The sequence below is a fragment of the Syntrophus buswellii genome (genome assembly GCF_046097065.1).
Taxonomy (GTDB): Bacteria; Desulfobacterota; Syntrophia; order Syntrophales; family Syntrophaceae; genus Syntrophus; species Syntrophus buswellii.
Genome location: NZ_CP175563.1, coordinates 2,915,843 through 2,940,847 on the forward strand (window position 1 = coordinate 2,915,843; position 25,005 = coordinate 2,940,847).

At 54.7% G+C, this 25,005-nt stretch carries 24 protein-coding genes and 1 pseudogene; 7 read left to right on the forward strand and 18 right to left on the reverse strand.

Translation table 11 applies throughout. The features are described from left to right. Positions 1–14: 14 nt before the first annotated feature. The gene (locus ACJ77P_RS13125; protein ID WP_367359399.1) at positions 15–584 is read right to left on the reverse strand and encodes a nitroreductase family protein; all 570 of its coding nucleotides are present in this window, start codon (positions 582–584) and stop codon (positions 15–17) included. 35 nt (positions 585–619) lie between these two features. Further along, positions 620–1,180, reverse strand: coding sequence for a cysteine hydrolase family protein (locus ACJ77P_RS13130; protein ID WP_367359400.1), 561 nt, complete (start codon positions 1,178–1,180; stop codon positions 620–622). A 184-nt stretch (positions 1,181–1,364) separates the two neighbouring features. Here ACJ77P_RS13130 and ACJ77P_RS13135 point away from each other — a divergent pair, with 184 nt between their 5' ends. The 3 genes from ACJ77P_RS13135 (at position 1,365) to ACJ77P_RS13145 (ending at position 3,835) form a co-directional block, all read left to right on the forward strand. After that, positions 1,365–1,742 (forward strand): winged helix-turn-helix domain-containing protein, encoded by a 378-nt coding sequence (locus ACJ77P_RS13135; protein ID WP_367359401.1) that lies wholly within the window; start codon positions 1,365–1,367, stop codon positions 1,740–1,742. 332 nt (positions 1,743–2,074) lie between these two features. After that, positions 2,075–2,512, forward strand: coding sequence for a hypothetical protein (locus ACJ77P_RS13140; protein WP_408998496.1), 438 nt, complete (start codon positions 2,075–2,077; stop codon positions 2,510–2,512). A 162-nt stretch (positions 2,513–2,674) separates the two neighbouring features. Continuing rightward, a complete protein-coding gene (locus ACJ77P_RS13145; protein ID WP_408998497.1) occupies positions 2,675–3,835 on the forward strand; it encodes an alkaline phosphatase in 1,161 nt (386 codons plus the stop codon). On the opposite strand, the gene tsaA is transcribed toward ACJ77P_RS13145, so the two are convergent. From tsaA to ACJ77P_RS13170, 5 genes and pseudogenes are all read right to left on the reverse strand, one after another. Beyond that, positions 3,813–4,646, reverse strand: a complete 834-nt coding sequence (tsaA, locus tag ACJ77P_RS13150) for a tRNA (N6-threonylcarbamoyladenosine(37)-N6)-methyltransferase TrmO (RefSeq protein ID WP_367359403.1) — start codon at positions 4,644–4,646, stop codon at positions 3,813–3,815. The two genes, ACJ77P_RS13145 and tsaA, sit on opposite strands and share 23 nt — an antisense overlap. Before the next feature lie 472 nt (positions 4,647–5,118). Further along, positions 5,119–6,156, reverse strand: a complete 1,038-nt coding sequence (locus ACJ77P_RS13155) for a transposase (RefSeq protein WP_408998498.1) — start codon at positions 6,154–6,156, stop codon at positions 5,119–5,121. Position 6,157: 1 nt separating this feature from the next. Beyond that, positions 6,158–6,844: pseudogene (gene modB, locus ACJ77P_RS13160) on the reverse strand (molybdate ABC transporter permease subunit). A gap of 7 nt (positions 6,845–6,851) precedes the next feature. Further along, complete coding sequence (modA, locus tag ACJ77P_RS13165; RefSeq protein ID WP_367359405.1) at positions 6,852–7,601, reverse strand: molybdate ABC transporter substrate-binding protein; 750 nt, start codon at positions 7,599–7,601, stop codon at positions 6,852–6,854. Positions 7,602–7,882: 281 nt separating this feature from the next. Next, a complete protein-coding gene (locus ACJ77P_RS13170) occupies positions 7,883–8,137 on the reverse strand; it encodes a hypothetical protein (RefSeq protein WP_367359406.1) in 255 nt (84 codons plus the stop codon). Positions 8,138–8,511: 374 nt separating this feature from the next. Here ACJ77P_RS13170 and ACJ77P_RS13175 point away from each other — a divergent pair, with 374 nt between their 5' ends. Then, positions 8,512–8,721, forward strand: coding sequence for a molybdopterin-binding protein (locus ACJ77P_RS13175; protein ID WP_367359407.1), 210 nt, complete (start codon positions 8,512–8,514; stop codon positions 8,719–8,721). A gap of 228 nt (positions 8,722–8,949) precedes the next feature. On the opposite strand, the gene ACJ77P_RS13180 is transcribed toward ACJ77P_RS13175, so the two are convergent. The 3 genes from ACJ77P_RS13180 to ACJ77P_RS13190 form a co-directional block, all read right to left on the reverse strand. Next, entirely contained in the window at positions 8,950–9,765 is an 816-nt protein-coding gene (locus ACJ77P_RS13180) for an XdhC family protein (RefSeq protein ID WP_408998499.1), read from the reverse strand. Positions 9,766–9,857: 92 nt separating this feature from the next. After that, the gene (locus ACJ77P_RS13185) at positions 9,858–10,649 is read right to left on the reverse strand and encodes a Rossmann-like domain-containing protein (RefSeq protein WP_367359409.1); all 792 of its coding nucleotides are present in this window, start codon (positions 10,647–10,649) and stop codon (positions 9,858–9,860) included. A gap of 166 nt (positions 10,650–10,815) precedes the next feature. Further along, positions 10,816–12,261: a UbiD family decarboxylase gene (locus ACJ77P_RS13190; protein ID WP_408998500.1), complete on the reverse strand. Its 1,446-nt coding sequence runs from the start codon at positions 12,259–12,261 to the stop codon at positions 10,816–10,818. 245 nt (positions 12,262–12,506) lie between these two features. Between ACJ77P_RS13190 and ACJ77P_RS13195 the strand changes: the two genes are divergently transcribed. The 3 genes from ACJ77P_RS13195 to ACJ77P_RS13205 are packed head-to-tail and all read left to right on the forward strand — an operon-like array spanning position 12,507 to position 14,707. Then, positions 12,507–12,938, forward strand: coding sequence for a hypothetical protein (locus tag ACJ77P_RS13195; protein ID WP_408998501.1), 432 nt, complete (start codon positions 12,507–12,509; stop codon positions 12,936–12,938). 3 nt (positions 12,939–12,941) lie between these two features. Beyond that, complete coding sequence (locus ACJ77P_RS13200) at positions 12,942–13,505, forward strand: UbiX family flavin prenyltransferase (RefSeq protein WP_367359412.1); 564 nt, start codon at positions 12,942–12,944, stop codon at positions 13,503–13,505. Further along, a complete protein-coding gene (locus ACJ77P_RS13205; RefSeq protein WP_408998502.1) occupies positions 13,502–14,707 on the forward strand; it encodes an MFS transporter in 1,206 nt (401 codons plus the stop codon). Before ACJ77P_RS13200 ends, ACJ77P_RS13205 begins: the two co-directional genes overlap by 4 nt. Before the next feature lie 141 nt (positions 14,708–14,848). On the opposite strand, the gene ACJ77P_RS13210 is transcribed toward ACJ77P_RS13205, so the two are convergent. The 8 genes from ACJ77P_RS13210 to exbB form a co-directional block, all read right to left on the reverse strand. Next, positions 14,849–17,518, reverse strand: coding sequence for a GNAT family N-acetyltransferase (locus ACJ77P_RS13210; protein ID WP_408998503.1), 2,670 nt, complete (start codon positions 17,516–17,518; stop codon positions 14,849–14,851). Between the two features lie 423 nt (positions 17,519–17,941). Next, positions 17,942–20,020, reverse strand: a complete 2,079-nt coding sequence (locus ACJ77P_RS13215) for a TonB-dependent receptor plug domain-containing protein (protein ID WP_408998504.1) — start codon at positions 20,018–20,020, stop codon at positions 17,942–17,944. A gap of 210 nt (positions 20,021–20,230) precedes the next feature. Then, positions 20,231–21,301: an ABC transporter substrate-binding protein gene (locus tag ACJ77P_RS13220; RefSeq protein ID WP_408998505.1), complete on the reverse strand. Its 1,071-nt coding sequence runs from the start codon at positions 21,299–21,301 to the stop codon at positions 20,231–20,233. Continuing rightward, on the reverse strand, positions 21,298–22,182 hold the full coding sequence (locus tag ACJ77P_RS13225) for a class I SAM-dependent methyltransferase (RefSeq protein WP_367359417.1): 885 nt from the start codon (positions 22,180–22,182) through the stop codon (positions 21,298–21,300). The genes ACJ77P_RS13220 and ACJ77P_RS13225 overlap by 4 nt, the downstream gene beginning before the upstream one ends. Continuing rightward, entirely contained in the window at positions 22,182–23,276 is a 1,095-nt protein-coding gene (locus ACJ77P_RS13230; RefSeq protein WP_408998506.1) for an ABC transporter substrate-binding protein, read from the reverse strand. The genes ACJ77P_RS13225 and ACJ77P_RS13230 overlap by 1 nt, the downstream gene beginning before the upstream one ends. 122 nt (positions 23,277–23,398) lie before the next feature. Beyond that, positions 23,399–24,166: a DUF364 domain-containing protein gene (locus tag ACJ77P_RS13235; protein WP_367359419.1), complete on the reverse strand. Its 768-nt coding sequence runs from the start codon at positions 24,164–24,166 to the stop codon at positions 23,399–23,401. 13 nt (positions 24,167–24,179) lie between these two features. Next, positions 24,180–24,560 (reverse strand): biopolymer transporter ExbD, encoded by a 381-nt coding sequence (locus ACJ77P_RS13240; protein WP_367359420.1) that lies wholly within the window; start codon positions 24,558–24,560, stop codon positions 24,180–24,182. Further along, the gene (gene exbB, locus ACJ77P_RS13245) at positions 24,541–24,975 is read right to left on the reverse strand and encodes a TonB-system energizer ExbB (protein WP_367359421.1); all 435 of its coding nucleotides are present in this window, start codon (positions 24,973–24,975) and stop codon (positions 24,541–24,543) included. The genes ACJ77P_RS13240 and exbB overlap by 20 nt, the downstream gene beginning before the upstream one ends. Positions 24,976–25,005: the final 30 nt, after the last annotated feature.

Here is a 25,005-nt window from a genome sequence, read left to right on the forward strand (position 1 = left end):
GTCGGAAGGGAGCTTCAGAGAAGAAGCTCTTCCAGGGGCCTCTTGGGAACGTGATGGACGCCCTCCTCATCCCGCCAGTATCGGATGCAGCCATCCGGTCCGAGGGGTTCAATGACAACCTTCTCCCGCGGCCTGCCCAGAGCCAGCACAAGGAGGACTTCGTACTGCTCCGGGATGTTCAGGGACTGCCGCAGGGCCGCCCGCTTGATCGAAGCGATCATGCATCCCCCCAGTCCCTTCTCCACCGCACCCAGAAGGATGCTCTGCGCGGCAATTCCATGGTCGCACCCGAAGGAGTGGACAATGGACGTATCTCCCAGTATCACGATATACGCGGCAGGGCGCTCCCCTTCCGAAGGGCCTGGCCAGTCATTCAGATAACCGGCCCAGGCAAGACAGGGAAAGATTCGGTCATTCTTGTCAGGATCCGCGGAAAGGACAAACCGGAGCGGTTGGAGATTGGCCGCCGAAGGCGAAAGGCGGGCGAGGTCCACAAGTTCTTTCAGCGTTTCTTCGGATATTCGTTCGCTTTCTTCAAATCGTCGGTAACTCCTGTTCTTCAAAACCAGTTCCTGGAGCATCATGGCTTCTTCCTTTCCCGGTGAAAGATTTCACCACATCAGTTCAGCTTTTGCAGAAATTCGTCGGCGGTCATAACCTGGAAAATCGGATAAAGTGGATTATTGCGGAAAATGTTCAGGATCTGCTCATGGACTTCCTCTTTGTGGGCAGCACAGCAATCCTCGATGAAATAGGCGGCAAAATCATGGGCCAGCGCATCCAGGACCGTGGAAAGGACGCACCAGTTGGTGCTGATGCCTGCGACGGCCAGGGTGTCTACACCATGCAGACGCAGTGTCTGATCGAGATCCGTCTTGAAAAATGCGCTGAAGCGGCGTTTGGGGAGCCAGATATCCGTCGGGGCCTGAACCAGCCGGTCGGTGACTTCAGCGCCTTCAGTGCCCCGGATGCTGTGCTCTTTCATCTTTCCCTTGAAAATGAAATCCCCTTCGAGAAAGCTGTCGGTGGAAAAGATGACGGGGATCGAACGTTTCCGGGCTTCCTCCGTCAGATGGTTTATCATCGGCACAATGGCCCGGGCAAAAGGCGTAATGGGCAGGGGATGGGAAGAATCCAGGGTATCCTTGACCATGTCGATAACAACGATTGCAGGTTTCATAAGCAGGGGCTCCTTAAAGATCATTTCATACAAAACAGCTGCAGCATAAAAGGAGGTCATCCTGGAAGTCAAGCCAAAAACACGCCTGTTCAAAATACTCTCCTGCTTGACTTTGTCTTGATTTTCCGCCTGCTCTATGGCATAAATAACATATTGGTTCGCCCACAAATTTCAGAAGAAGAGGATGGAATCGTTGAACATCCGACATAAAGTATGGCTGGAAAAGAATGGCCGTGTTCTATTCGGCGAGGGACGATATGAACTGCTCAAGACGATTGCGGAATGCAAAAGCCTCAATGCAGCCGCTAAAAAGCTGAATATGTCCTATCGTGCGGCATGGGGCAGGCTGAAGGCCTCCGAGGAACGGCTGGGAATCCCCTTGGTGGTTATTGAATCGCAAAAACAGGGAATGCATCTTACCGAACAGGCGACAGCACTGCTGGAGGCTTTCGACCAGCTTGAAAAGGAAATCACTTCCCTGATCGCTGAGCGGACAAAGCAGTTATCCTTTCTGTGCACCCCTGACAGCGACAAAAAACAGGAATCTTCAAAAAGTTCATAACAATTCTTCCTATTAAGAAGTAATCTGCCTTTCAAATACCTGAAATCCCCTGCATTTCTCTATCATAAGCCTTGCCTATCGTTATGTCAATAAAGTCATAATGACTCGAACAATTCTTGTTGATTTACTTATCATTACATTATATGACTCATTATTACAATCAACCTCTTATTCTTACATTATGACATAAAAAGACCACTTTGAGTTGCCGGTTCATCCACTAGGCCATCGACTCATCGGGCTTCAGAGTGGGATATGGACTCTGGCGGTCTGTTTTTACAGCTGCAGGGAAAATTTTTTTCAAAGCTGAGTCAGAAAAAGGAGAAACTTACATGCAACACAAACGAAAGACATACACCCCGTCCTTTAAAGCCAAGGTCGTTCTGGAAGCCATTCGGGACAAGAAAACATCGGCTGAACTCGCCGATCGCTATAAGATTCATCCGGTGCAGGTCCGCAACTGGAAAGTCATTGCTACCCGGCGGATGCCGGATCTTTTCACCAATCGTAAGAAGGACGATGACCAGGAGAAGGAAAGGCAGATCCAAAGCCTCAACCGTCAGGTTGATCAACTTCAGAAAGAACTGAACTGGCTGCGACAGAATCTGGATCTGAGCCACAAGGAGCGCGTGTCGCTTATCAAAAGAAAGGATCTTGACATTGCCGTGTGCCGTCAGGCTGAACTGCTTGGAATATCGCGGTCCAGCGTTTACTATCAACACAACGGGACTAAACGGGAATCACTGTTGAAGGACCAGGTCAGCGCATAATTCCCCTTCCGGTCAAACAATTCATCTATCGGGATGGCGCAACAGAGGCGAAACGTTATCAACCGCCTTTTTCAGCCCTGATCTTAAATCTTGTTCTTTTGGTGATTGGCTGATATCGTTCGCGGTGGAAGTCAAATAATCCAGGAGCTAGGCGGGAAGCTGATGACGAGATCTCCGGTTGATGAAGTCCATCTGTCCCGCATTGTCATTTTCGTCATTATTTTCTTCATCCTGCCCGCCTCCTCCTGCTCCGGAAGGGCAAGGAATATCATTCTCATTGTTCCCGACGGGATGGGGCTGGCCAATGTCACAGCCGCCCGCATTTCCAAACATGGGAGCAATCCTCTTCCCCTCTCTTTTGAAACCCTGGATCAGATCGGATACCAGAGAACCTTTGCCGCCGGCGGCGTCATTACCGACTCGGCAGCCGCAGCTTCAGCCTGGGCCTGCGGAGAAAAATTCTCCAACGGTGAAGTCTGCTATCACCGTGACGGGCGCCCGTATCAGCCGAACATCCTGGAGCTGGCCATGAAATCCGGCAGATCCACAGGCCTTGTTGCGACAGAGGCAATCACCGACGCAACCCCCGCCGCCTTCGGCGCCCATGTCCCCTTCCGCCGCTGCTGGAAGGAAATCGCCCGCCAGTACATCGAAGAGTCACATGTGAGCGTGCTTCTGGGCGGCGGTAAAGCTCTGCTGACAGCGCAGGAGGCCGATCCATGCGGGACCGCCGGAGATCTTCTGCGCCTGGCTCAGGAGCGGGGATACCGTGTGGTTGCCGACCGGAAAGAACTGGAAAAAGCCGTTGAGGAGGGTGCGACAAAACTCCTGGGGCTTTTTTCCGACCATACCCTTACCCCGGAATACATCAGAAAGCCGGAATCAGCCGAACCTCGGCTGCGGGAGATGGCAACGGCCGCTCTGAGGGTCCTGGAACAGAATGAAGCCGGTTTTTTTCTTCTCATCGAAGGCTCTCTGGTGGACAGGGCCAACCACGAGAACAATTTTCCCTACCAGGTGGGTGAAGTTCTGGCCTTCGACGAAGCCGTAGCCGTTGTCCGGGCGTGGGTGGATCAGGACCCGAAGCGCAAGGCGGAAACCCTTCTGATCGTGGTTCCCGACCACGAAACGGGCGGATTCGCCATTACAGGCCCTTTTTCAACCGGGAAGGACGCCGACGGCGAGGTCGAAACAGCATGGACGGGGAAGAAACACACGGGGGTCGACACGATCATCTGGAGTTCAGGGCCGGGAAGTGAGCGCCTTGGCCGCGCCATCGACAATACCGACCTTTACGGGATCATGGCCGATGCCCTGAAATGACGGAAGGAGTTCCTTCGATCTTGAACAGTTCCTCGTCGGAAAGTGACTTCATGCGGTCAGGGTCTGTCTCGCCCAGCCAGGTCAGAGAAATCTGTTCCCCTTTTTTTCTCCAGATGCTGCAGAACCTTTCTCCGGAAGGCTGAAAGGCAAACCGCGGGGGATTGGCCAGGCGGGCCCGGGTCAGCCCTTGCAGGACATCGGCGAGGCAGGCGGAACCGGTCACTGTTACAATCAATTCATCGTTATTCAGCTTCCCCCAGCGTTCCTCCACGAACAATCCCATCCTCACGGCAATGTGCAGGTCGGCACAGATCTCACGGTGGTGGGCAAAGGCCTCTCTTTCCATGTGCCTTTCCCTCATCTGCCGGCAAGCCGGCACGATCTCCGGAGTGCGGGGAGAAAAGACGATATCCTGCTCGAAGTATGGTTTGATATCCAGAATGGGGGTTCCATCCACGGCGTCCAGCCCGTCGACGAACAGACGGTTCCCCGCATTTCCTTCCAGCCGTACGAGGGTCAGGGCGATCGGATTCGGCCGGACCGGAGTCCTCAAGGCAAAAACCCCGTATTTCGGCACGCGGGGATTCACCCGCTCAGGAGATGCCGTAAGAACGTCCCGCCGGGATTCGTGGAACCAGGACAGAACCCACAGATGGGAGTTCTCATTGATCTTATCCAGGGCAGCCGCATATTCCGGGAAGATTTCGATAACCGAAGAAATCCCCTGAAGTGAAATGTTTGCCGTGGAGGCTTCCGATGAGCACACGATTCCAATCGGCCGCAGCTCAATGGAACTCATGATAACCTTCATAGCCTTCCTCCCTTGCCCAAGGAGTGATGACAGATAGAATTTCCATGATTTTACCGTTTGTTGATCAAACATTCCACCACGATATTTTGCCCCGGCCATCTCCATGAATGTGCCTTATGTACCCGCTTTCCATGGCGATCTTCCTCGCCCGGATTTCCAGAAACCATGACGCAGTGTACCGGCTTGATAGCATTTTTGAGATGGAATTGGAATTTTTTGTGTTCCCATATTCTTATGTTTACATATTCCTATGTTTTTATATTCACATGTTTTTGTTGACAGAGAGCGCCACTTTATTTGTACTCCCAACCCTAAAGAAAAGTTTCTATTAATATCAAAAGCTTGAAACTCAAGGGCGATTTTTCGGGTAACGGTCACCCGCCTTCGACAGCGGTAGGTAAACAAAATTGAAATTCTTAAGTAAAATTATCGTTATAAGTCGTTGTCGAATTTTTGGCGTTTGCCTACATTTTTAAGGGGTCACCTGGATATGCCGAATACGTTGCGGTGGAGATATCTTTAGTAGTTTTAGGATGTTGACTTGTTCCGGTGTCGGTTCGGTGGTCTGTAATACCCGTCCTTCTTTTGAAAAAAATTCTCCAAGATGAAGGCGCTCCATTTGAGCTTTGATATGGTCCCAAGGCATGTTCGTTTTCCTCTCGGCAACCCTTACCAGAAGGAGTGCCAGGAAACAGAGGAACACATGGGCTTCGATCCGTTCATCCTTCCGGTGATAAACAGGTCTCAGATCCAGAGTCGTTTTCAGGGTTCGGAAAGCCCGCTCCACTTCCATCAGTTGTTTGTACCCCAGTGCCACATCCTCAGGACTCAGGGTGTCGTCACTGGTGGAAATGATGTATTTCCCGTCCAGATGGGCCTCTTCTCTGATCTTCCCTTTGTCGATTTTGATCCGCCCGGTTTTCAACTGCCGCAGGTATCTGCCCATGGTCCGGTGGGACAGAAGGGCGCAGACGTTCTTCGTGTGACCGTGTCCGGTCTGCTCTTTGATGGACTTCAGAGCTTCTTCAATCTTTTTGATGGTCTTCTCGCGAGTGGCCTGATCCTTTTTGGCTTCATCCGGATTGTGAACCAGGATAAAGCGGCGGCGCTTTTCCCCGTCGCCAATGATCACTTCCTTGATCTCCAGGTTTTCCCGAACGGAAGTGAACCTGCCCCGCTTGGCCAGAACCTCGCGGTGGATCTCCTGATTGTCCCGGAGCTTCTCGCCGATGATGTAATGACCGCCGGCCTTCTGCAGGATCAGGCGATTCTCTTCGGAACTCATCCCACGGTCCATGACCCAGACGCAGCGGCCCCGTTTCCAGCCGAGAAGATCGCTCTTGACCTTTTCCACGGTCTTCATGTCCGAGGTGTTGCCCGGCATCGTCCAGCACTTCACCGGGATGCCCTCCTTCGTGACCGCCAGGCCGATCCGCTCCACTGCAACGGTACAGTTCGCCTCCAGGAAAAAGGTGCCAAACTGTTTTCCTGTGTCCACACGCAGTTCCATGTCAGTCCGTCCGAATCATTCTTCTCCCCAACCATTCGTGAAAGATGAGCACGGCTACGGAAATGGTTATGGACACCAAGCAGAGGGCCATGGCCATCTCGTCGCCTCGAGGGGAACTGATGTATTCATAAATCGCCAGGGGGATCGTCTGGGTAACCCCGGGGATGTTTCCCACGACGATGATCGTCGCCCCGAATTCACCCAGTCCCCGGGCGAACATGAGAACGGAGCCGGCGATGATTCACCGGACGGAAAGGGGCAGGATCACCGTGAGGACATTGTGAAACCAGCCTGCTCCGAGGGTCCGGGAAGCCTGAATAAGGCGCACATCGATGGTTTCCATTCCTGTCCGCATCGACCGGACCATCAGGGGAAAGCCCAAGACCGCCGTGGCGATGACCGCCGCTTTCCAGGTAAAAATCAGCTGAATCCCGAGGGGCTGGAGGATCATCTTCCCGACCCAGCCCTGCTGTCCCAAAAGGAGGAGCAGAAGATAGCCAACGACGACAGGCGGCAATGTCAGAGGAAGATTGACAAGGACATCCAGGGCGACCCGCCCCCGGAACTTCCGGAAGGTCATGAGATAGGCAACGGCAAAACCAAAGGGAAGAGAAATCAGAGTGGCCACAATGGCCACTCTGATCGACAGCAGGATTGCCGAATAATCGGTCGATGTAAAACCGGGCATGTGGAAATTACTTCACCGCAAACCCGTATTTGGCAAGAATCTTCTTTACATCGGCGGTTTTCAGGAAATTATAGAATGCCACCGCTTCGGCATTTTTGCTTCCCGCAGCTGTAAGCGCTACAGGATAGGTCACTCTCGAGTAATAGTTCTGGGGCACGGCAAAAAGAATCTTCACATTCTTGGCCATCATCGCGTCCGTCTTATAGACAAAGGACCCATCCACCTCACCGCGTTCGGCATACATCAGGCATTCCCGAACATCTCTCGCCATGACCAGCTTTTTTTCCAGCTGCTTCTCCAAACCCGCACTCTTGATCGCCTCCATGGCATACTGGCCGGCAGGAACGCTCTTCGGGCTGCCGATGGCGACCTTCCCCAGTTTCACCACATCCTGCATGCCGCTCACCTTGAGACCGGGCTTGCCCACAAAGACCACTTCATTGAAGGCAAAGGTGGAAACATGCCGCGCATCGACCAGGTTCTTTTCTTTCAGGAAGTCCATCCACTCCACATTGGCGGAGAAATAGACATCGCAGGGGGCGCCGTTCGCGATCTGTTTTGCCAATGCCCCGGAACTGGCAAAGTTTCGTTGAAATGAAACCCCTGGGTTCTTTTTTGTAAATTCCTTGGAAATGTCCGTTACTGCATCCGTCAGGCTGGCCGCCACGGATATTTTAATTTCACCCGCAAGGGCTGTCCCGGTTAAAAACACGAAACAAAACACCGCCAAAAAGAGTTTGATAGTCCAGTTCTTCATCTTTCATCCTTTCCTAAATGAATTTTTAAAAAAAGGGGGATTTTCTGACCGCCTTACTTCAGAAGTCTCAGATTCAAATTATGCAGGGCATAACGCATATTCAACCCAAATACAACCCGCGAAGGAAGACACCGTGCAAGGTGTTCCAAAGTCCCTTGAAGCTGAAACCACCATGGCATCAAGGTCATTTGCACTCCCTGATGATGCGGATCAGCATCCGGGAAAATTCGACGGGTCATCTTTAAATGCTCCCGGAATCCCGCCGCTCAACCCTTTTCTTTTCAAGCCCTGCCCGACTTCACTCCAATTCCCCACACCGGCCCGCCTGAATGCGTCAGTGTACGAAGCAGAACACCCTGATATTTCTCTGCAATCCCATCTCCCATACCGATAGAGTAGAACCTTTTGAGGTTGTTAAGTTCAACAACCTCCATCTGTCGCAGATCCTCCACGCGAAGGCGAAGAGGGTTGTTTACCAAACCTGATACCGTAAGTTTTTTGGGCATATATCTCGGGGCAGATATTTTTTCAGGCATTCACATGACTCCATCAGAGCGTCTTTTGATCAGGTTGGCCGGACATCATTGCATAAGAGAAGAATCCTTTTATGCCTGAAATAACATAATTCATGCCCCGCTTATCTTATGAATGATATAATGTCAAGGATATTCCTGATCACACCATCACAGGCAAGAGAACTGTCATGACGCGTTTTTCGCTCGAGCCCTTTTGTCATACAGCTCGGAGAAGAACATAAAACGATGTCCTGAATGTTCGGGACGCCATTGGAAAGGTTTCTTTCCGATATGGATGTTTTGTTGCTTAAAATCATTAAAATTAATTGGAAGATATTCGATCGTGATCTGTGTTTTTTTACTGTCAAAATTTAATACTGATGGAGGTAAGGGTCATGAAACTGAGTGCAAGGAATGTTTTGAGCGTTACCGTGTCAAGCGTCAAGAAGGGGGCTGTAAATACCGAAGTCGTCATCGCTCTGAAGAGCGGACCGTCTCTCGCGGCGGTGATCACCAACACGAGCGCCGACAACCTGGCCCTGAAAGACGGGGCGGCTGCTTTTGCCATCATCAAGACAAGCAGCATCATTGTAGGCGCAGAATGATCACATGATGGGACATCTTCCCGAAGGCTTCTATTTCTTTCGCCTTCGGGATAGATGTCCCCAGGACGAAGAACAAAACATCTCTGCGAAACCTTTCTTTTGGCCATGCCGGCCTCAATGACCACATCAGGCTGAGGGAGATCTGTAATCGTCCCCTCGGGTTGCCTGGGAACAGCCGTTTTTCTTTTTAAAAGGGAATATGGATCCAGTCCGGTGAGCCAGGATCCTTTACGTTGAAGTCCAGTCACGGCGCAGGTGAGAAAGATTGCCGCCGCGGCAGAGAAGAACGACTTCGGTCAGGATGGACAGGGCAATTTCCTGGGGTTGATTGCGCCCGATCGACAGCCCCACCGGACAGTAGAGCCGCTCATCAATTTCTCCGCCGCGCCCCCGGATGTTCTCGATCAGCACGCGCGCCTTATTCGGGCTGCCCACCATGCCGATATAGGGGATCTCCTTGCAGGGAAGCAGTTGTTCCAGAACCACCTCGTCATGGTCGTGTCCATAGGTCATGATGACGCAGTAACTCATGGCCGTAAGTTCGATATTCTCGGAAATCCTGTCAAAGGGGGCGCAGACGAGGACCCCGGCCCCGGGGAAACGATCGGGGATCAGAATTCCCGGCCGGTCATCATAAACGCGATAGGACATTTCCATGACGGCACACAGGCGCGCCAGACACTGCCCGATATGGCCGGCGCCAAAGATGACCAGTTCAGGCTCGGGCACAATCGGTTCGATAAAGACCGTCATGGTCCCCCCGCAGGCCCCCAGGGGACGATCCTCTGCCATCCATTCCCCCCCTTCAACGGGAGAGACAAAGCGCTGCATCAGGCAGGTCCGATGAGCAATGGCCTTGGCGGCCAGTTCGATGCACTGCTGCTCGGACGTGCCGCCTCCCACCGATCCGGCGCTCCGGCCATCTTCAGTCACGACCATTTTGGCCCCCGTCTTGCGCGGTGTGAATCCCTGGGCGTCAATAATCGTCACGATCGCACAGGGGATGCCCTGTGCCTGCCATTCAACCAGGCGGTCAAGCCACATATCCTCTCTCCTTGAATGAACTTTATCCGCGGCCCGCGGCGCTCTCATCCGTCGACGGCGTCGGCGGCATCATCCGAAAGGCCAAGGGGAATTCAATGCGCCAAGGCGGCAATCCGCTCCCGGAGTTCATCCAGGTCGCTCGCCATATTGAGGCTTCGAAGCGCCCCGGACGGGGCGTTGGCGATACTTCCCCCACCCCGCAACGCATAGCCGGACATGAGCTCCACATCGTCGATAGAAGTAATGCCCAGTACATCAACGCCATAACTGAAGAGCACGGGGCTGGCGGGTACGGTGGGACCCATGAGGATCCTCATCCGGGCGGACGGCGTCCGGCGGATCACGGCTTCGAGGGTTTCGTTGACAACGGTCAAGCCGGTCATAAAGACCAGTTCGGCGTCCTGGAGCGCCTGGTCAGCCTGCTCCCAATGGATATCCCCCGGGCGGGGAAAAAGCTCCACAATCGTGACGGGATAGCCCTGCTCCCGCCACAGGGCCGCTTTTTTGAAGTAGCCGATAAAACAACTCGGTACGCGGGCTGTTATGGCCGGCTCGAAGAGTTCCATGGCCCCTCCTTCAATCGTCACGGGAGGTTCCGGGAGCAGGGACTTGAGGCAAGCCATTCCGACACTGCGCCTGAGGTTCTTCCGGCTTGCCAGGAGTTCGAGGGCTGCCGCCCGGGCGGGCCGGCCGATCCAATCCCCCATCCAGGCATCCATGCCGATCGGCTCGTTAAAACCGGGCATGTTATGAAAGTAGGTCGAAAGAGACCATTTCCCGGTCTTGACCAGGACCCAGTTGACATAAATTCTGATATCCTCGATCACCGCCGCCGGATCGGCATCGGCGGCCATGCGCCGGATCATCTCTTCATAGAATCCCAATTTTCAGTCCACGCCTCTTTCATGAAATGGCTAGACGGATCGGCGCAGGAAAATGCAAGAACGTTCATGGCGATGACTACCCGCTTCAGGCCATCCCGTTTTGCTTTCTTTCTGCATCAAATCCGTTTCCAGGCAGTCCCGCCGGGGAGATCCGCAGGCGCCGGCGCTATTGGATCACAAACTTCCCCAGATCCACATCCTTGAATTTCACCCGTTCAAAGGCGGAGGTGCGGGGATACGGGGCCGTTGCATCCACGCCGACCTTGGTGACCAGGCCGTCCTCAACCATGGGATTCAGGATATGGCCGGGCTGATCTTTCAGGACGATAAATCCCTTCTTGGCGTTGAAGCGCGTCGTAATCGCCCATTCGACGTCGATCGGGTCGTAGATATTGACATCGTCGTCCACGGCCACAACCCACTGGAGGGATGGAAAGGCCTTGAACGCCTCCTGGATGGCCTCGTTCTGAATGCCCTCCCTGCTCTTGGTCAGCTGGAGAACGGCGCCATAAAACCCGCATCCCCCCGGGGGAAGGTAAACCGCTTTAAGGTCAGGAACCTTCTGTTTCACCGTAACGAAGATCTTCGCCTCGGCGGTGAAGCCGACGGCATTCCAGACTTCCTGGCCCGAGAGCAGGGAATGGAAGACAGGATTCTTCCGATGGGTGATCGCCTTGACCCGCATGACCCAGCGCTTGTCCTGTTTTCCATAATATCCCGTCACCTCGGCAAAGGGGCCTTCCGTCTCCCGGACGTGAGGGATGATTTCCGCTTCGATCACGAACTGCGCATCGGCAAAGGCAGGGACATCGACGGTCTGCGCCTTGATGAAATGGATCGGCCTGCCGACGATATGGCTTGCAATGGTCGCCTTTCCGGGCCCCGTTCCCGGTACGGAAGAAACCAGCCAGGGGGCGAGCCCGACGCCGTTGTTGATGGTCACCTGAAGGGGTTTCCCCTGCTTTTCCATCGTTTCAAGGTAGGCCCCCAGGTGCCTTCCCGGATCGATCAGGAAGGTAAGGCGATCCTTGCCGGTGATCATGATCCGGTGGATGGAGATGTTGGGCTTTCCCGTCGCCGGATCATTCACCACCACCACGGAAGAGTCGAAATAGGGTCCGCCGTCCTGCAGGGCATGGACCGGGGCGGGAAGATCGTAGAGGTTGACACCCTTGGTCACGACAACCTCGTTGGCCGGTCCCTTATCGAGAACCTTCGACGGCAGCGCCTCCTTGTCCTTTCTCCACGCACCGATGGCCTGGCCTATGACGAAGGGGACCTTCTCCTTGGGGACGTTGAAGAGGGAGCCCACCGTATCGCGGTTCCACAGAAGGCCCATGAATACCGGGAAGGCGCTCCCCTTGACCTTTTCAAAAAGGACGCACTTCTTCCCCTCGAACTTCTTTGCAATGCCGGCGAGCTCATGGACCGGATCGACCTCCGATTTGACGCGGACGAGATTCCCCGTCTTTTCCAGGTAGTCGATGCAGGCGTTCAGGTCCACGAGACGATCGGCCTTATGCGGATCAGGCGCGGCCTGGGCGGGCCAGCCGGGGGAACTCAAAAAGAAGAAAAAAACAAGGGGCACAAACAGTCTGATGGTCCACTTCATGGTCGTAATCCTTTCTCTTTTTTTTTGGGCATTTTTCTTCTCTCAGGATGGGAGCCTGTCAGGGATAAGGCCATCCAGACCGCTTTCAGCGAAGTAAGATATTCATAGATGACACACGGCCAATTGTAAACAGAAAAAGTCTTGCATTGCTTTGAATTTTCGTTATACGGGAAAAAGCTAAGGGAAGCGGCTCCACGGAACCGGTGGCGCAATGGTTTTCGCGGAAGCGTTGAAGGGGGAAACTCTTGCGGGCAACAAGAACTTTGAACGGGATCCTCTTCAGGACGGAAGAAGGCCGGTATGATCTGGATGCCTCGGCGCAGTGGATCGGACAGGATCTGCTCGTCTCGATCTGGGGAGGCGAACGGCCGCACATCGGAGCCGTCGCGCTGGCCCAGCCGCGGCCGAGCCTTCGAGACCCCGGCAGGACCGGCGCCACCGCCTCCGTGCTCTGCGTGGTGGGCCACAAGGAAGACGAAGTCGTAAAAAAGGCGTCTGAACATCTCTCCTCGGTCTTCAAAACGCGGGTCGTCGTCACGGCCGGCATCCACTGGGACAACCTCGACGGCGAAGGAATCGGCCTGGTTCTGCGGAACATCGATTTGCTGACGGAATACATCGTGCAGTACCTCGAGGAAGATCTGAACGTCCCGGATGAAGAAAGGGGAAAGGTCTGAAGAATGGCAAAGCGGATTGTGATCGGCATAACCGGCGCCAGCGGCGTCATCTACGGGATCAGGATGCTGGAAGTCCTCAGAAAGATGGACGTGGAAACCCACCTGATCGTCTCCGAGTCCGGAAGGAAGACTATTGAAATCGAAACGCCCTTTCAGTTCTCCCAGGTAACGGCCCTTGCTTCCCGCTGGTATGACAACCGGGATATGGCCGCGGCCCTGGCGAGTGGCTCATTCCTGACCTGCGGCATGGTCGTCATCCCCTGTTCCATCAAGACCCTTTCCGGCATCGCCCATTCGTATACGGAGAATCTCCTGATCCGTGCCGCCGATGTCACCCTGAAAGAAAAACGCAGACTGATTCTCGTGGTGAGAGAAACGCCGCTTCATCTCGGCCATCTCAGGCTTATGGAGGCGGCAGCGGAGTGCGGCGCCCAGATCCTGCCCCCCATTCCTTCGTTCTATCACCAGCCGTTGAGCATCGATGACCTGATTCATCAGACCATCGGAAAAATTCTCGACTCCCTCGGCATCGAACACGATCTGTTCCGGAGATGGGAAGGCGGATGAGCCGGGCGAACAGCAGGCAACAGCGGCGGCAGGCCGCGGATCAAGGCCCCCCCCCCGTGAGGAATGTCCCGCTTTATGTCGTCAAATTCCTGATCACGTCCTACACGAGCATCCTGGCGCCTCTCCTTCCCCTTTTCATGACGGAGATGAAGCTTTCCCTCACGGAAACAGGCGCCCTGGTCTCCGTCTTCTCGCTCTTCAATTCGGTGCTGCAACCCATCTTCGGCTGGCTTGAAGACCGGCTGGGATATTATCCGTTCCTGTGTCTTTCCCCTCTATGGGTCGGGTTCTGGATGGGCGGGCTGGGTTCCGCTCCGAATTACGGATTTCTGGTCCTGTTCCTGCTCCTTGCCGGAATCGGGATCTGCGCCTTCCATCCGGCGTCCTTTTCCGCCGTGAAGGCCATCCATCCCGACGGCGGATCCCTGGTCATCTCCTTCCTTCTCCTGGCTACTTCGCTGGGGTTTGTTGCCGGCCCCTCCCTCATTTCCCTCTTCGTTACGCACTTCGGTATGGAAAAGTTTTACCTGATTTCTTTTCCCGGCATCCTGGCCACCGTGTGGCTTTTGAAAATTCTCCCGAATCCCGGGAGCCGCCAGCGGTTGCAGGCGAAAGGCTTCTCTTATCCCCTTGCGAAGATTCTTCCCCCGATTTTACCCCTTTTCCTCTTTGCCCTCGCCGTCAGCATCATCGCCATGAACCTCTATGCCTTTCTGCCCATCCTTCTGCGCCAGCACGGGGCATCCGTAACTAGAACAGGCCTCTTCCTCTCTCTGTTGTCCCTGGGCTGCGCCCTCGGTCCGCTGGCCGGCAGCCTCTCGGCCCGCAAGACGGGGCGATTCTTCGTGATTCTTCTCTCCTCCATCCCCCCCATTGTTCTCCTGCTGCTTTTCAACGCGATGCCGCCGGCAGGCGCCGCACAGCTGCTCATGGTGTTTCTGCTGGGGTTTTTCCTGATGCTCCCCTTTTCCCTTTTGATCAGCATGGCGCAGGAACGGGCCCCCGGATATACGGGAACGGTCTCCTCTTTTCTGGGCGGATTCGTCTGGGGATGTGGCGGGGTTCTCGTTTTTCTCTTCGCAAAAATCGCGGAATCCGTACCCCTGGAATGGCTGCTGGGGGGACTGGCCCTCTTTCCCTTCTTCACCCTTGTGCTGGTACTGGCGGACCCCTCGTTCCGAAGGCAACGGGAAGATCCCTGAAGCTCTTGCAGCCTGCCACCCCCGGCAAACTGCCCTGCCCCCGGCGGTCCGGTTCCGCCTTCGCCTTTCCTGATCCGTCAAAGCCTCCCGCGGCGGAGAAAAACTCTGGAGCATGTTAAAAATAAGGATAATCCGTACCCATCAGCCCAAATTCAACCTGCACTCGCTGGAGCCCCCCGGAAGCTGCCGGACGGTAAAGCCAAAGCGCCTGAAGATTCCCAGCATCGTTGCATTCTCCGAAAGGACCTCCGCGTGCACCTCCGGAAGAGATTTATCCCTGGCGATGTCAATCAGGGACTCCAAGAGCCTCTTTCCAAGTCCTTTTCCCTGGTACCGGTCGTGCACGAAAACGGCCAGTTCCCCGGAGGTCATATCCGCATTCATGACGAGGCTCGCCGCCCCGATCATCCTTTTTTTCTTCTCCTCCTGAACCTCGGCAATCAGCGACATATGCCGATCGTAGTCGACGTTGACAAAGTAGATGAGCAATTTGCGGGGAATGTCCTTTACCGTGTGAAAGAACCGGGTTCTCAAGGATTCCGGGGAAGAAGAAAGGAGCATCTCGGATTTCGCAGGTTCGTCTTCCGGCCGGATGGGCCTCAGGACCACTTCCGTTCCAGGCTCCATCTGCCAGGACCGAATGTATTTTGTAGGGTAAGGGCTGATGGCCAGATGAGGATAGGCCGATGGACCGTCCGGGCGAGGATCTCTTTCGATCGTTATCCTTGCATCCAGGGCGGCCATATCCTCCGGGGATACCGCAAAAGGATTGATCACGATTTCCGCTATCTCCGGAAAGTCGACAATCAGATTGGAAAAATTGATCAGCACTTCCTCAAGCCTTGCAATATCTGCCGCTGAGCTTTCGCGGGAATTCCGCATCATCTTGTACACACGGGTGTCCTGGATCAGCATGGACGCCAGGGTCTTGTTCAGCGGGGGAAGGCCGACGGAATAATCCCTTCCGGCCCCGGCCATGGGCCCACCCGACCCGAAGAGGATGACCGAACCGAAATCCGTATCCTTCCTTGCTGCCAGGAGGAGTTCATGCTCCACGCGGCTCACCATCTTTTCCACGGCCACGCCACTGAGCGTCGCCTCCGGGGCCCATTTCCTCACTCTTCGGACCAGCTTTTCACAGGCACCCGGCAGCTCGTCCCGGGAGTCGATCCCCAGGATGACGCCATCCACCTCGCTTTTGCGGGAGATATCGGGCGAGACAATCTTGAGAGCGACCGGATATCCCAGCTTTTCGGCGATGGCTACAGCCTCTTCAGGATTCCGGGCAACCTGGGGCATCGCCGTCGGAATTCCATAAGCGGCGAGAAATTCCTTCGACTCCTGTTCGTTGAGCAACGTCCGTCCCTCTGCAAGGGCATTGCCGATCAGCGCGTTGAGGCGTTCTTTCGGAGGCGCTTCCTGCTCGGGCAGCGCGGCGGGGATTTCATACAGCCGATCGAGGTACCGCCTGTAATTGTACATATTCATGTAGCTTCTGGCCGCCTCTTCCGGCGTGTCATAAACCAGGATGCCGTTCCGGGAAAAAATGCCTTTGCCCTCCTGAACCACTTTTCCGCCCATCCATACAGCGATGACGGGCTTTCTGTTTTTTTCAGCAACCTTCACGATCGCCTGCGCAACTTGATCGGAGGGGGCATTAATGAGGGGCACATAGTTTACAATTGCACCGTCCACCGCCTCATCCTGGATGCATATGGCCAGTGCCTCCGCATATTGTTCGACGGTGGCGCCTCCATGCAGATAAACCGGATTCGCCTTGTTCCAGTAAGGCGGCATGACGGTGTTGATGCGGTCTATGCTTTCCTGTGAAAGATTGGCCAGTTCCCCGCCCTTTTCGAGCAGTGCATCCATGGTGACCGCGCAGGGACCGGCGGAGCCGATGACGGCGACCCTCGGACCTCGGGCAAACTTCCGGGAAACAAGGACCGTCGCCGCATCAAAGAGTTCCGCTATTTCCTTGACTCTCAATACGCCTGCCCGCCGGAACGCCGCACCGTAGACGGCACTGTCACCAGCCATGGAGGCGAGCTGAAAGTCAGCCCCCCCGGCCCCTTCGCCGTATCTGCCGGGCTTCAAAACGATGATGGGCTTGCGGCGGGCAAACCCACGCGCCGCGCTCATGAATTTCCGCGCATTTCCGACACTCTCCATGTAGATCAGAATGCTTCTTGTAGCCTCGTCATATTCCTCCAGGAAGTCGATCAGATCGGCAAAGTCGATGTCGATCATGTCCCCGAGGGAGGCGAACAGGCTGAAACCGATCCCTGCGTCGGCCGCCCAGTCAAGGATGGCGCTTCCCAGGGCCGCACTCTGAGAGATGAAAGCGATACGGCCTGGCGGGGGGGTGTTTTTAAGAAAAGTGGCGCTCAGGTTGAGGGGAGGCCTGATAAAACCGACGGAGTTCGGACCCAGGATGCGCATCCCGTACTTCTTGCCGATCCTGTTGATGTCGTGTTCCAGTCGTCTGCCCTCTTCGCCGGTTTCACGAAATCCGGCCGAGACGATGACCACGCCGTTTACGCCGGCCGCTCCGCATTCCTCCAGCGCCCGGGGCACAGAGCGGGCCGGTGCGGCAATGACCGCCAGGTCCATCTGTTCAGGAACAGCAGCGATATCAGGATAGCTCTTGATCCCGAGCAGGGACTCCGCCTTCGGATTGACCGGGTAGATGCGCCTTTTTCCGGAATTCAGAAGTTTTTCGAGAATCGATCTTCCCACGGCACCGCGTTTTTCCGATGCCCCGACCAGGGCGATCGTTGCCGGATCGAACATTGTCTGTATGTGACCCATCTATGCGTCTCCTCTGCTCTTTGCCAGGCAGGAGCTGCCGGGCGATTCTCCGTTCATGCCCTCCGCCGATGCCTTCCATCGGTATTACATGGATCATGTCGAAGGTGAAGAATGTGGAGTGGAATCCCCCCCGCTTCGACCCTTCCTCCCTGCTCGCCTTGATTCCAGGCGGACCTCCGGGCGAAGGCGATTTTTGTCGCCTTCGCCCGGAGGGTCGAGTGTTCCCATGGTTACAAAACCACACGGGGGTTATACGCAAAGATGGTACATTTATGACGGATTTACGCAAGAAAAATCATCTTCGGTATTGAAACCTGAACGCAGCCGGGACAATCGGCGTCCCGGCATATCATGGGTTTTCCGCACCGGCACACGGGACCTCATCAAGCCCGGCGTTGGTCATTCGTTTCCAGATGAAACGCTTCAGAACTTGACGGAAACGCCGCTCCAAAAGCTGCGCCCCTGTGCCGGATAACCGTCTCCCCATTCATAATAGTTGTCGAAAAGGTTGTTCGCCGCAACATAAAATTCAACGTGTTTCCCCATGGGCTGGGTGACCTTGGCGTTCCACAGCCAATAACTGTCCAACGAATCTTCCTGTCCCGGCGTCACGTTGGTCCAGACGTGAGACACATAGGAGCCATTGAAATCCATCTTCGTGTTGACGGAAGGCAGCGTGTACTGAGCCGAAAGGTTGAACGCTCTCCTGGGGATACCCGTTACATCATCGCTGACCCGGTCCTCACTTCTATCCTTTGCATAGGTATAGGTGTAATCGGCCCGGAGAATCAGTTTATCCACGGGATAAAGTTCGACTCCCGCTTCGTAACCGATCGTTCTCACGCCATCGATGTTTATCGGATGATAATCACCCGTTTTTGCGGACCCGGTAGACGAAATCTTATCCTTGATGTCATGCCAGAAGAGGGCGAAATCGGCCCTCATGAAAGATCCAAAGGGCCTGGACGCCCCGATTGTATAGTTGTTGCTCTTCTCGGATTTCAGATGGGGGTCTCCCCAATTGGCATCGAGCTTGTTGTAGAGACTTCTGAGAGTCGGAAACCGGCTCTTTCTGGCTGCAGAGGCATAGATCTTGGTATTATCGGAAAAGAGATAGTTGGCTCCGATCATGTAATTGATATCATCGTCATTTGGCTGATAAAGATCCTCCTGCCCGAGATAATCGCCATAGGTTGCTGTTTCCGTACTCGTGACGTTTCTTTTGGCCTCCGTCACCTCATACCAATCGTAGCTGAGCCCCGCAACGACCGTAAGATTCTTGATCAGGGTAAATTCATTTTCCAGTCCGATCGAACCCGTGTAGGACCGGTATTTCTCGTACGGCAGATATTCATCCGCCACTTCCTTGTGGGAATCCCCTCTGTAACTCAAGCCCAGGCGGACCGAATCCCATGATACGGGTTGAAAATCTACAATGAGCGATCCGCCCGCAAGGTAGTCTTTATAATGGCTCTTGGCCAGCACATCGTCAAGCGACGGGTCTTCATAGGCATAAAGGCTGTCTTTATGCCTGTGATAAAAAAGCTTCCCTTTGAGCACCAGCTTATCGGACAGGCGCTGGCGGCCATCCAGATCGACCCCCCATTCATCGTAGTCGGGGATATAGCTTGCGTAAAACTGAGAGAAAACGGGGCGGGCCCATACCTGGTTGCCTTCCGTATTGGACGGCACCCCCTTCTCCTTCGTCCGGTAGAAGAGGGTCATGTAGTATTGAGAATCCTTGTTCGGTTCGATTCCGAAGCGGCCGCTTAGATTCTGAGTTTCATAATCGGAATTATAGCGTTTGCCGCCGTCTTCGAAAACCTTTGCAGACGTTGTTTTATTATAGGGAAACTCGTGAAAATCCGTCAATGTCCCCTCTTTTACAGGATAGTCGTCCGACAGATCCCAGCCGCCCGATTTTTCATACATATAATTAAGCCAGTAATGGAACATGCCCACCTTCATGCCGTGAGAAGCGGAGGCCCGGTAGGTGTCGTTTCCCGACACTTCGAACGAGGCGCTGGTGAAGGGTTTTTCCGTCGGTTTTTTTGTGATGATGTTGACGACGCCCCCCATCGTGTTGGCACCGTAGAGGACGGAAGGCGCTCCCTTGATGATCTCGATCCTGGCGATGTTATCCGTACTGATGCTGTTCAGATCGAGGATGCCGAATTTGGTCTCATAATAAGGAACTCCGTCAATCATAAAAAGGATCTGGCTCTGATCGAAACCGTGAATCGATACGGTGGCCTGATTCTTTGCTCCTGTCGTCACCCGGACGCCCGGGGCTCTCGACAGGGCTTCGGCAACCGTATGGCTGTTGGTCGCCTTGATATCGTCCGCCGTGATCTCGTTTGTAATGGCGATATTTTTTTCCCTTTCCCGATCGGCGGAAACCACCACCTCCCCCAGATCAAAGGGCTGAAATCCACTGTCGGAAGCTCCCGAGTAGGCAAAAGGAACCGTTAAAAAAATAGGAATAAACAAAGACGCAATCATTACCCATAAATGTCTTGCTCCAACCACTGCAACATCCTCCTTTCATGATTTTATTTGAAGTCCCGGACACCCCATATCCAAAACGGCTCTCCAACTCCCTGACCTGCCTGCATGGCGGCGCAAGCCCCGTATTCCCGTGTTTGCAGGCGGGTCCAGGCGGACAGCAGGCAGTGCACCCCGTGAATCTTCATCTCCTTTCTTCTTTGTTGATTATTGTTGCCGATGAATCAAGGCTCGAACCTCCTGCGGCGTGAGGTTGACCTGAAGAAAAACCCTGAAAAAATCCTGCGTTTCCTTGACCATGTCCGCTCTGTAGATGGTCGGGTACAAACAGCCCGCCACCCACTTAGCCCCCAGAAGCCGCATGAAGGACGGCGGCCGGTCGAACCAGTTGAAAGGTTCCCTGGGAATGAGATAGACCCGTTTGTTCCGTACGGCCTTGATCCGCTGCCACAGAGGATCCGAAAAGATCTTCCTGTAGAAGACGTCCTCCATGACCAGGATCACCTCCGGATTGGAGAGCAGGACCTGTTCGAACCCGACCTTTTCCATCCCCATGGGATTAGAGGACCGGCAGCGGTGGACATTCCGCCCTCCAACCAGAGGAATAAGCTCCGCATGCGGCGAGGAATCGCACTCCGTGCTCAGTCCGTCGACGCCTTCGGCATAGTACACGGAAACCCTCTTTCCAGGTGGAATCGAGGCCGCCAGGGCGGACATCTGTGCGAGCACTTTGCGGGTATAGGCAGCCAGCTCTTCCCCCCGCGCCCGGCGGCCGAGAACCCCGCCGAGATAGGAAAAGGCACCGGGATAATCCGCCAGCGAATTCAGGGAAACGGAAATGACGGGCATGGGCATCCGCTTCATCGCCTCATCCACCTTGGTCTTCATGGCGGAATCTTGTGAGGAAGTCACGACGATCTCGGGATTGATTTTCAGGATCATCTCCAGATTCGGTATCGCTCCCTGTCCGAACCACCCCCCCAGAACCGGCAGACTTTGCATGCTTTCCCGAAGGTAGCGCTTCTCCCACGGCCGGACCGGAAAATTGAGGCCGGCCAGCATGGCGGGGTCAAGGGCATAGAGCATGTAGGTGACCGGTGGAGAGGTGCTGTAAACCTTCCGCGGGACATCGTGTACGGACACCTTCTTCCCGAACATGTCGGTAATTTCCCTGCCCTGCGAAGACCCTGCAGAGCCCAGGACCGCCAGAAGCAAAAAGGTCAGTGCCCAAAAAAACCGGTTCCACATGCCCTGCACTGTTGCCGTCCGTCCTCTCATCCTTTGCCCCTTCCGTTTTTCGTCCAATACAGAACCGCCCAGCAATAATTCCTTGAATAAGGCAACCGCCAGCGCCCCTTGACTCGAACCAGGCACTGCCCCAGGTATGTCCGGAGTTTCTCTTCCTCTTCATCGGTCATTCCTTGAAGCATCCACCGCTGATCTTCAAACGCCTCTTCAGGGCTTTCCCAGGAATTGGGGTTCGACTCGGGGATGAAGGTGACGTTCGCCCGAATCCCCATCTCATAGAGAAGGTTGACATAGAAGATATAATCCGGCCTTTGTTTGAACTCCCTTCCCACCGACTCCAGCAGCTTCCTGTCGAAGGGACCGTCACCGACCTGCGTGGAGATATAGACGGCCTTTTCTGCAATTCTGTCCAGTTTGGCTATGGAGCCGCCGTCATCTTCGCTGAGAAGCGACCGGGAAGCGATGGCCACATCGTGAACGCCTATCCCCAGGCGGTCCCAATCGTCCTCCCACCGTCCCAGGAGGGTCTTCACATTCGCAATGCCGCCTGTGCAACACCGCTGCTCAACGATCTCCAGCATGCGCTCCGAAAAATCGACGGCGGTAATGGCTTTCACCTTTCGGGCAAGGGGGATCGCAAGCGTCCCGCCGCCGCAGGCCATATCAAGCACTGTCCAGCTTTTACGGGGTTTCATAATCCGGAGAAAAGCCGCAGGATATCCCGTGGAGGCGGCATGCTCCGAAAACTCCCGAGCCCGTCCATTCCAGAAATTCTGCCTGTCTATCCAGTCGGACTTCGCTTGATTCTTTCCCTGGATTGTAGAAGAGTTGTTGTTTTCCATCGAATGATCACCCGCCGCTTCTCCTCTTCCGCCATGGACGGATTTCCCTTCCAAAGCAACAAGGGGCATTAACCCTGCTCCGGAGCTGTTCCCGGAACCGCTTCACCCGCCTTTACCGCAGCTTCTTCCTTCGAGAGCGGGGGCAGGCAGTTCAGGATCCTTTCCGCATCCTGATCCGTTACCGCCTTGCCGTACACCTCGGAATAGAAGGCCTTCATTTCTTGAATCATGTCCCAGTCCTGAAATTGTTCGGGGTAAAAGATCTTGGCCAGATGGATCATCAGGAGCACGCCCTCGCCGCTGGCATGATCCCAGGTGTAGATCCCCCGGGGGAGATGATAAACCTTCCCGCTTTTGACGGCTTTCAGCGAAGCCCAGTCCGGATTCTTCTTCAGATCATCCGAGGGATCAAAATAGCCGCTCAGGAGGATAATATCCGGATCCCACAACAGCACCTGCTGCAGGGTCGCCGTGGCATGGTTGTCATCCAGCGCCGCCGGCAGGTAATTGCCGCCGGCGACCTCGGTGTTCCAGTGCATCACGCTGCCGTTTCCCTGGCTGCCCAGGGGGCTGCCGTGCAGACCGCCGTAATAAACCCTGGGCCTGTTTTTCTTTTCGATCTTTGAGGTGATGGAGAGGATCTGCTGGACCTTCCGGTCGAAATAGCGGTTATATTGATCCGCCCTCGCTTTCGCGTCCGGTCCAAGAAGAGCGCCGAAAAAGGATATCTGCCGTTTAAAGTTCTGCCGATATTCATCGAGGCTCCCGGGTCTAGTGTCGACGTTGAAGGTACAGACCGTTTTCAAACCGGCCTTGCTATAGGGTGACTCTTTCGTCATCCCGGGGGTATAGAGTACGAAATCAACGTTCATATCCCGCAGCTGCTCCGGCGTGACGCCCTTATTGGATTGAGCTTTTTTGATCTCCGGATAGAGCCGGTAGGCCCAAGGTGATTGCTGTGCCATCAGGAGTATGGAATTGCCCCCGCCGAGGGTCATGATCTTTTCCGGAGACACGCAGTGCATGCAGGCGATTCTCTTCGGCTCGACCGGCACCTCGACCTTTTTGTCGCACATGTCGGTGATGATTTTGTGATCCCCGGCATAAAGGGGGATATTACCGATACCGGCGCCGAATAATACGGTTAACAAAATACCCAACATAAAAAGAATCCTCCTGTTTTTCATTGATTGAACCTCCTTCAAGTTATATTGTCTGTACCGTCCTGCCGCAGAAATTGCCCTTTTCAAAAGAATTCCCCCTGCTCCTGGAGGTTCTCCTCTCCTCATTCCGCTCCCGCAAGCCTCCGGACGATATCGTCGTAATCCCTGATGATGCTCACAAAGCGAACGCCGCCATTCTTCTTGAGCTGAAGAAAAGAAGCCCCTTCGCTCACCGATTTCAGTACGACGTCCTTTTCCGTCACCACGCTCCCGGCGAGCATGTCGATGCCGTAATCGAAGAGCACCTCGGAGAGGGGCGTCGATGGCCCGAGAAGCATCTTGACGCTCCCTGTTCTGCAGAGCTTGAGAATGCCGGGGAGGGTATCGTTGATGAGGGTCGTACTGGAGATGACGACGATGTCCGACTGCGGGATAAGATCATTTCCGCTCTCTTCCGGATAATCTCCCACCCTGGGCCGCTTTTCTATGATCCAGAGATTTTTGGCCTCTCTGGCCAGCGCATCGAGATAGGGGAAATGACCGATGACGGAGATATTCTTCCCCTTGCCCAGATCCTTGACCAGTTTCAGCCCCTCGACATCGGAATATCGGTTCGGGTCCACATCGATGAGGGAATTGATGACGGCTAGTCCCAGGGATGCCCTTGCCATGCCGCCGCTGAGACCGTAGCGCGCCAGGCCGAGGGCGCTCATCTCCGTAAGATTGCCCTCCAGTCCCCCTCCATCCTCGTGGCTGCAGCCCCCCTGCGCCATGGTCGAGGCCAGACCGCAGCGCCTGCTCACCACGGCGGTCCAGGAGAGCCCTCTTCTCACCTCCTGGACCGGTGCATCTTCCTTGACGGTTTTGAGAATATTCTCCAGAATGTCCATGCTGTGAACTCCTTTATTTTATTGTCTCCGTCTGGAGGCTTACCTGCCGAAATCCTGAATTTTTCACGACATCCAGGACATCCACAAAATTCTGCAGCGGGATGTCCCGGTCCGCCCGGATCATAAAGGGGCTGCCGCGGTCCAGCGACCGGATGCCATCCGCCAGCGCTTCAAGGGTGACCGATTGACCGGAAAAATAGATTTGACCGTTTCGGTCGATTTCTACGGTGCGAACCTTCAGCGTCTCCATCCGGTTCTGGGATGCCTTGGGAAGGCTCACCGGAATGCCTCCGGTGGCGATGAAGGTCGAGGTGGTCAGAACGATCGTCAGCAGGACCAGCATCACATCCACCAGGGGAATGACGTTGATGTAGTCAAACTCCTTCTCTTCCATGTTGAATCTCCCAGTTCATCAGAAGAACCTTGACCCGGCGCAGGAGCAGGTTGTAAAGAACCACGGAGGGAATCGCCACGCAAAGCCCCACAGCGGTCGCCTTCAGGGCCAGGGCGAGGCCGACCATGATTTTCCCCGTATCCAGAAATCCATCCCTGCCCAGAGTGTAAAAGGTCAGCATAATCCCACAGACGGTCCCGAGCAGACCGATATAGGGGGCATTGCTGCCGATCGTCGCGATGAGGTGCAGCTTCCGGGTCAGCTCCATTTCGAGGGTTTTCCGGTCCGTAAACTTCTCAAGCTGAATCTTTCTGTAGAGAAGGTGCCGTTCGATGGCGATCCCCACAGAGATCAAGCTCAAGAAAACAAGGAACCAGATAATTCCGTAATCCACTGCTTCTTTCAGCCATTCCATTCTTGTCCTCTTTCCTGATGGCTTAACGTT

Coding starts and splice junctions, on each gene's coding strand:
- ACJ77P_RS13140 (WP_408998496.1), top strand. CDS start 2,075: ATGCAACACAAACGAAAGACATACACCCCGTCCTTTAAAGCCAAGGTC.
- ACJ77P_RS13190 (WP_408998500.1), bottom strand. CDS start 12,261: ATGAAGTGGACCATCAGACTGTTTGTGCCCCTTGTTTTTTTCTTCTTT.
- ACJ77P_RS13155 (WP_408998498.1), bottom strand. CDS start 6,156: ATGGAACTGCGTGTGGACACAGGAAAACAGTTTGGCACCTTTTTCCTG.
- ACJ77P_RS13135 (WP_367359401.1), top strand. CDS start 1,365: ATGGAATCGTTGAACATCCGACATAAAGTATGGCTGGAAAAGAATGGC.
- ACJ77P_RS13130 (WP_367359400.1), bottom strand. CDS start 1,180: ATGAAACCTGCAATCGTTGTTATCGACATGGTCAAGGATACCCTGGAT.
- ACJ77P_RS13215 (WP_408998504.1), bottom strand. CDS start 20,020: ATGATTGCGTCTTTGTTTATTCCTATTTTTTTAACGGTTCCTTTTGCC.
- ACJ77P_RS13205 (WP_408998502.1), top strand. CDS start 13,502: ATGAGCCGGGCGAACAGCAGGCAACAGCGGCGGCAGGCCGCGGATCAA.
- ACJ77P_RS13180 (WP_408998499.1), bottom strand. CDS start 9,765: ATGTGGCTTGACCGCCTGGTTGAATGGCAGGCACAGGGCATCCCCTGT.
- ACJ77P_RS13175 (WP_367359407.1), top strand. CDS start 8,512: ATGAAACTGAGTGCAAGGAATGTTTTGAGCGTTACCGTGTCAAGCGTC.
- ACJ77P_RS13210 (WP_408998503.1), bottom strand. CDS start 17,518: ATGGGTCACATACAGACAATGTTCGATCCGGCAACGATCGCCCTGGTC.
- ACJ77P_RS13145 (WP_408998497.1), top strand. CDS start 2,675: ATGACGAGATCTCCGGTTGATGAAGTCCATCTGTCCCGCATTGTCATT.
- ACJ77P_RS13240 (WP_367359420.1), bottom strand. CDS start 24,560: ATGGAAGAGAAGGAGTTTGACTACATCAACGTCATTCCCCTGGTGGAT.
- ACJ77P_RS13230 (WP_408998506.1), bottom strand. CDS start 23,276: ATGTTGGGTATTTTGTTAACCGTATTATTCGGCGCCGGTATCGGTAAT.
- ACJ77P_RS13125 (WP_367359399.1), bottom strand. CDS start 584: ATGATGCTCCAGGAACTGGTTTTGAAGAACAGGAGTTACCGACGATTT.
- modA (WP_367359405.1), bottom strand. CDS start 7,601: ATGAAGAACTGGACTATCAAACTCTTTTTGGCGGTGTTTTGTTTCGTG.
- ACJ77P_RS13225 (WP_367359417.1), bottom strand. CDS start 22,182: ATGCCCCTTGTTGCTTTGGAAGGGAAATCCGTCCATGGCGGAAGAGGA.
- exbB (WP_367359421.1), bottom strand. CDS start 24,975: ATGGAATGGCTGAAAGAAGCAGTGGATTACGGAATTATCTGGTTCCTT.
- ACJ77P_RS13220 (WP_408998505.1), bottom strand. CDS start 21,301: ATGAGAGGACGGACGGCAACAGTGCAGGGCATGTGGAACCGGTTTTTT.
- ACJ77P_RS13170 (WP_367359406.1), bottom strand. CDS start 8,137: ATGCCTGAAAAAATATCTGCCCCGAGATATATGCCCAAAAAACTTACG.
- ACJ77P_RS13200 (WP_367359412.1), top strand. CDS start 12,942: ATGGCAAAGCGGATTGTGATCGGCATAACCGGCGCCAGCGGCGTCATC.
- tsaA (WP_367359403.1), bottom strand. CDS start 4,646: ATGAAGGTTATCATGAGTTCCATTGAGCTGCGGCCGATTGGAATCGTG.
- ACJ77P_RS13235 (WP_367359419.1), bottom strand. CDS start 24,166: ATGGACATTCTGGAGAATATTCTCAAAACCGTCAAGGAAGATGCACCG.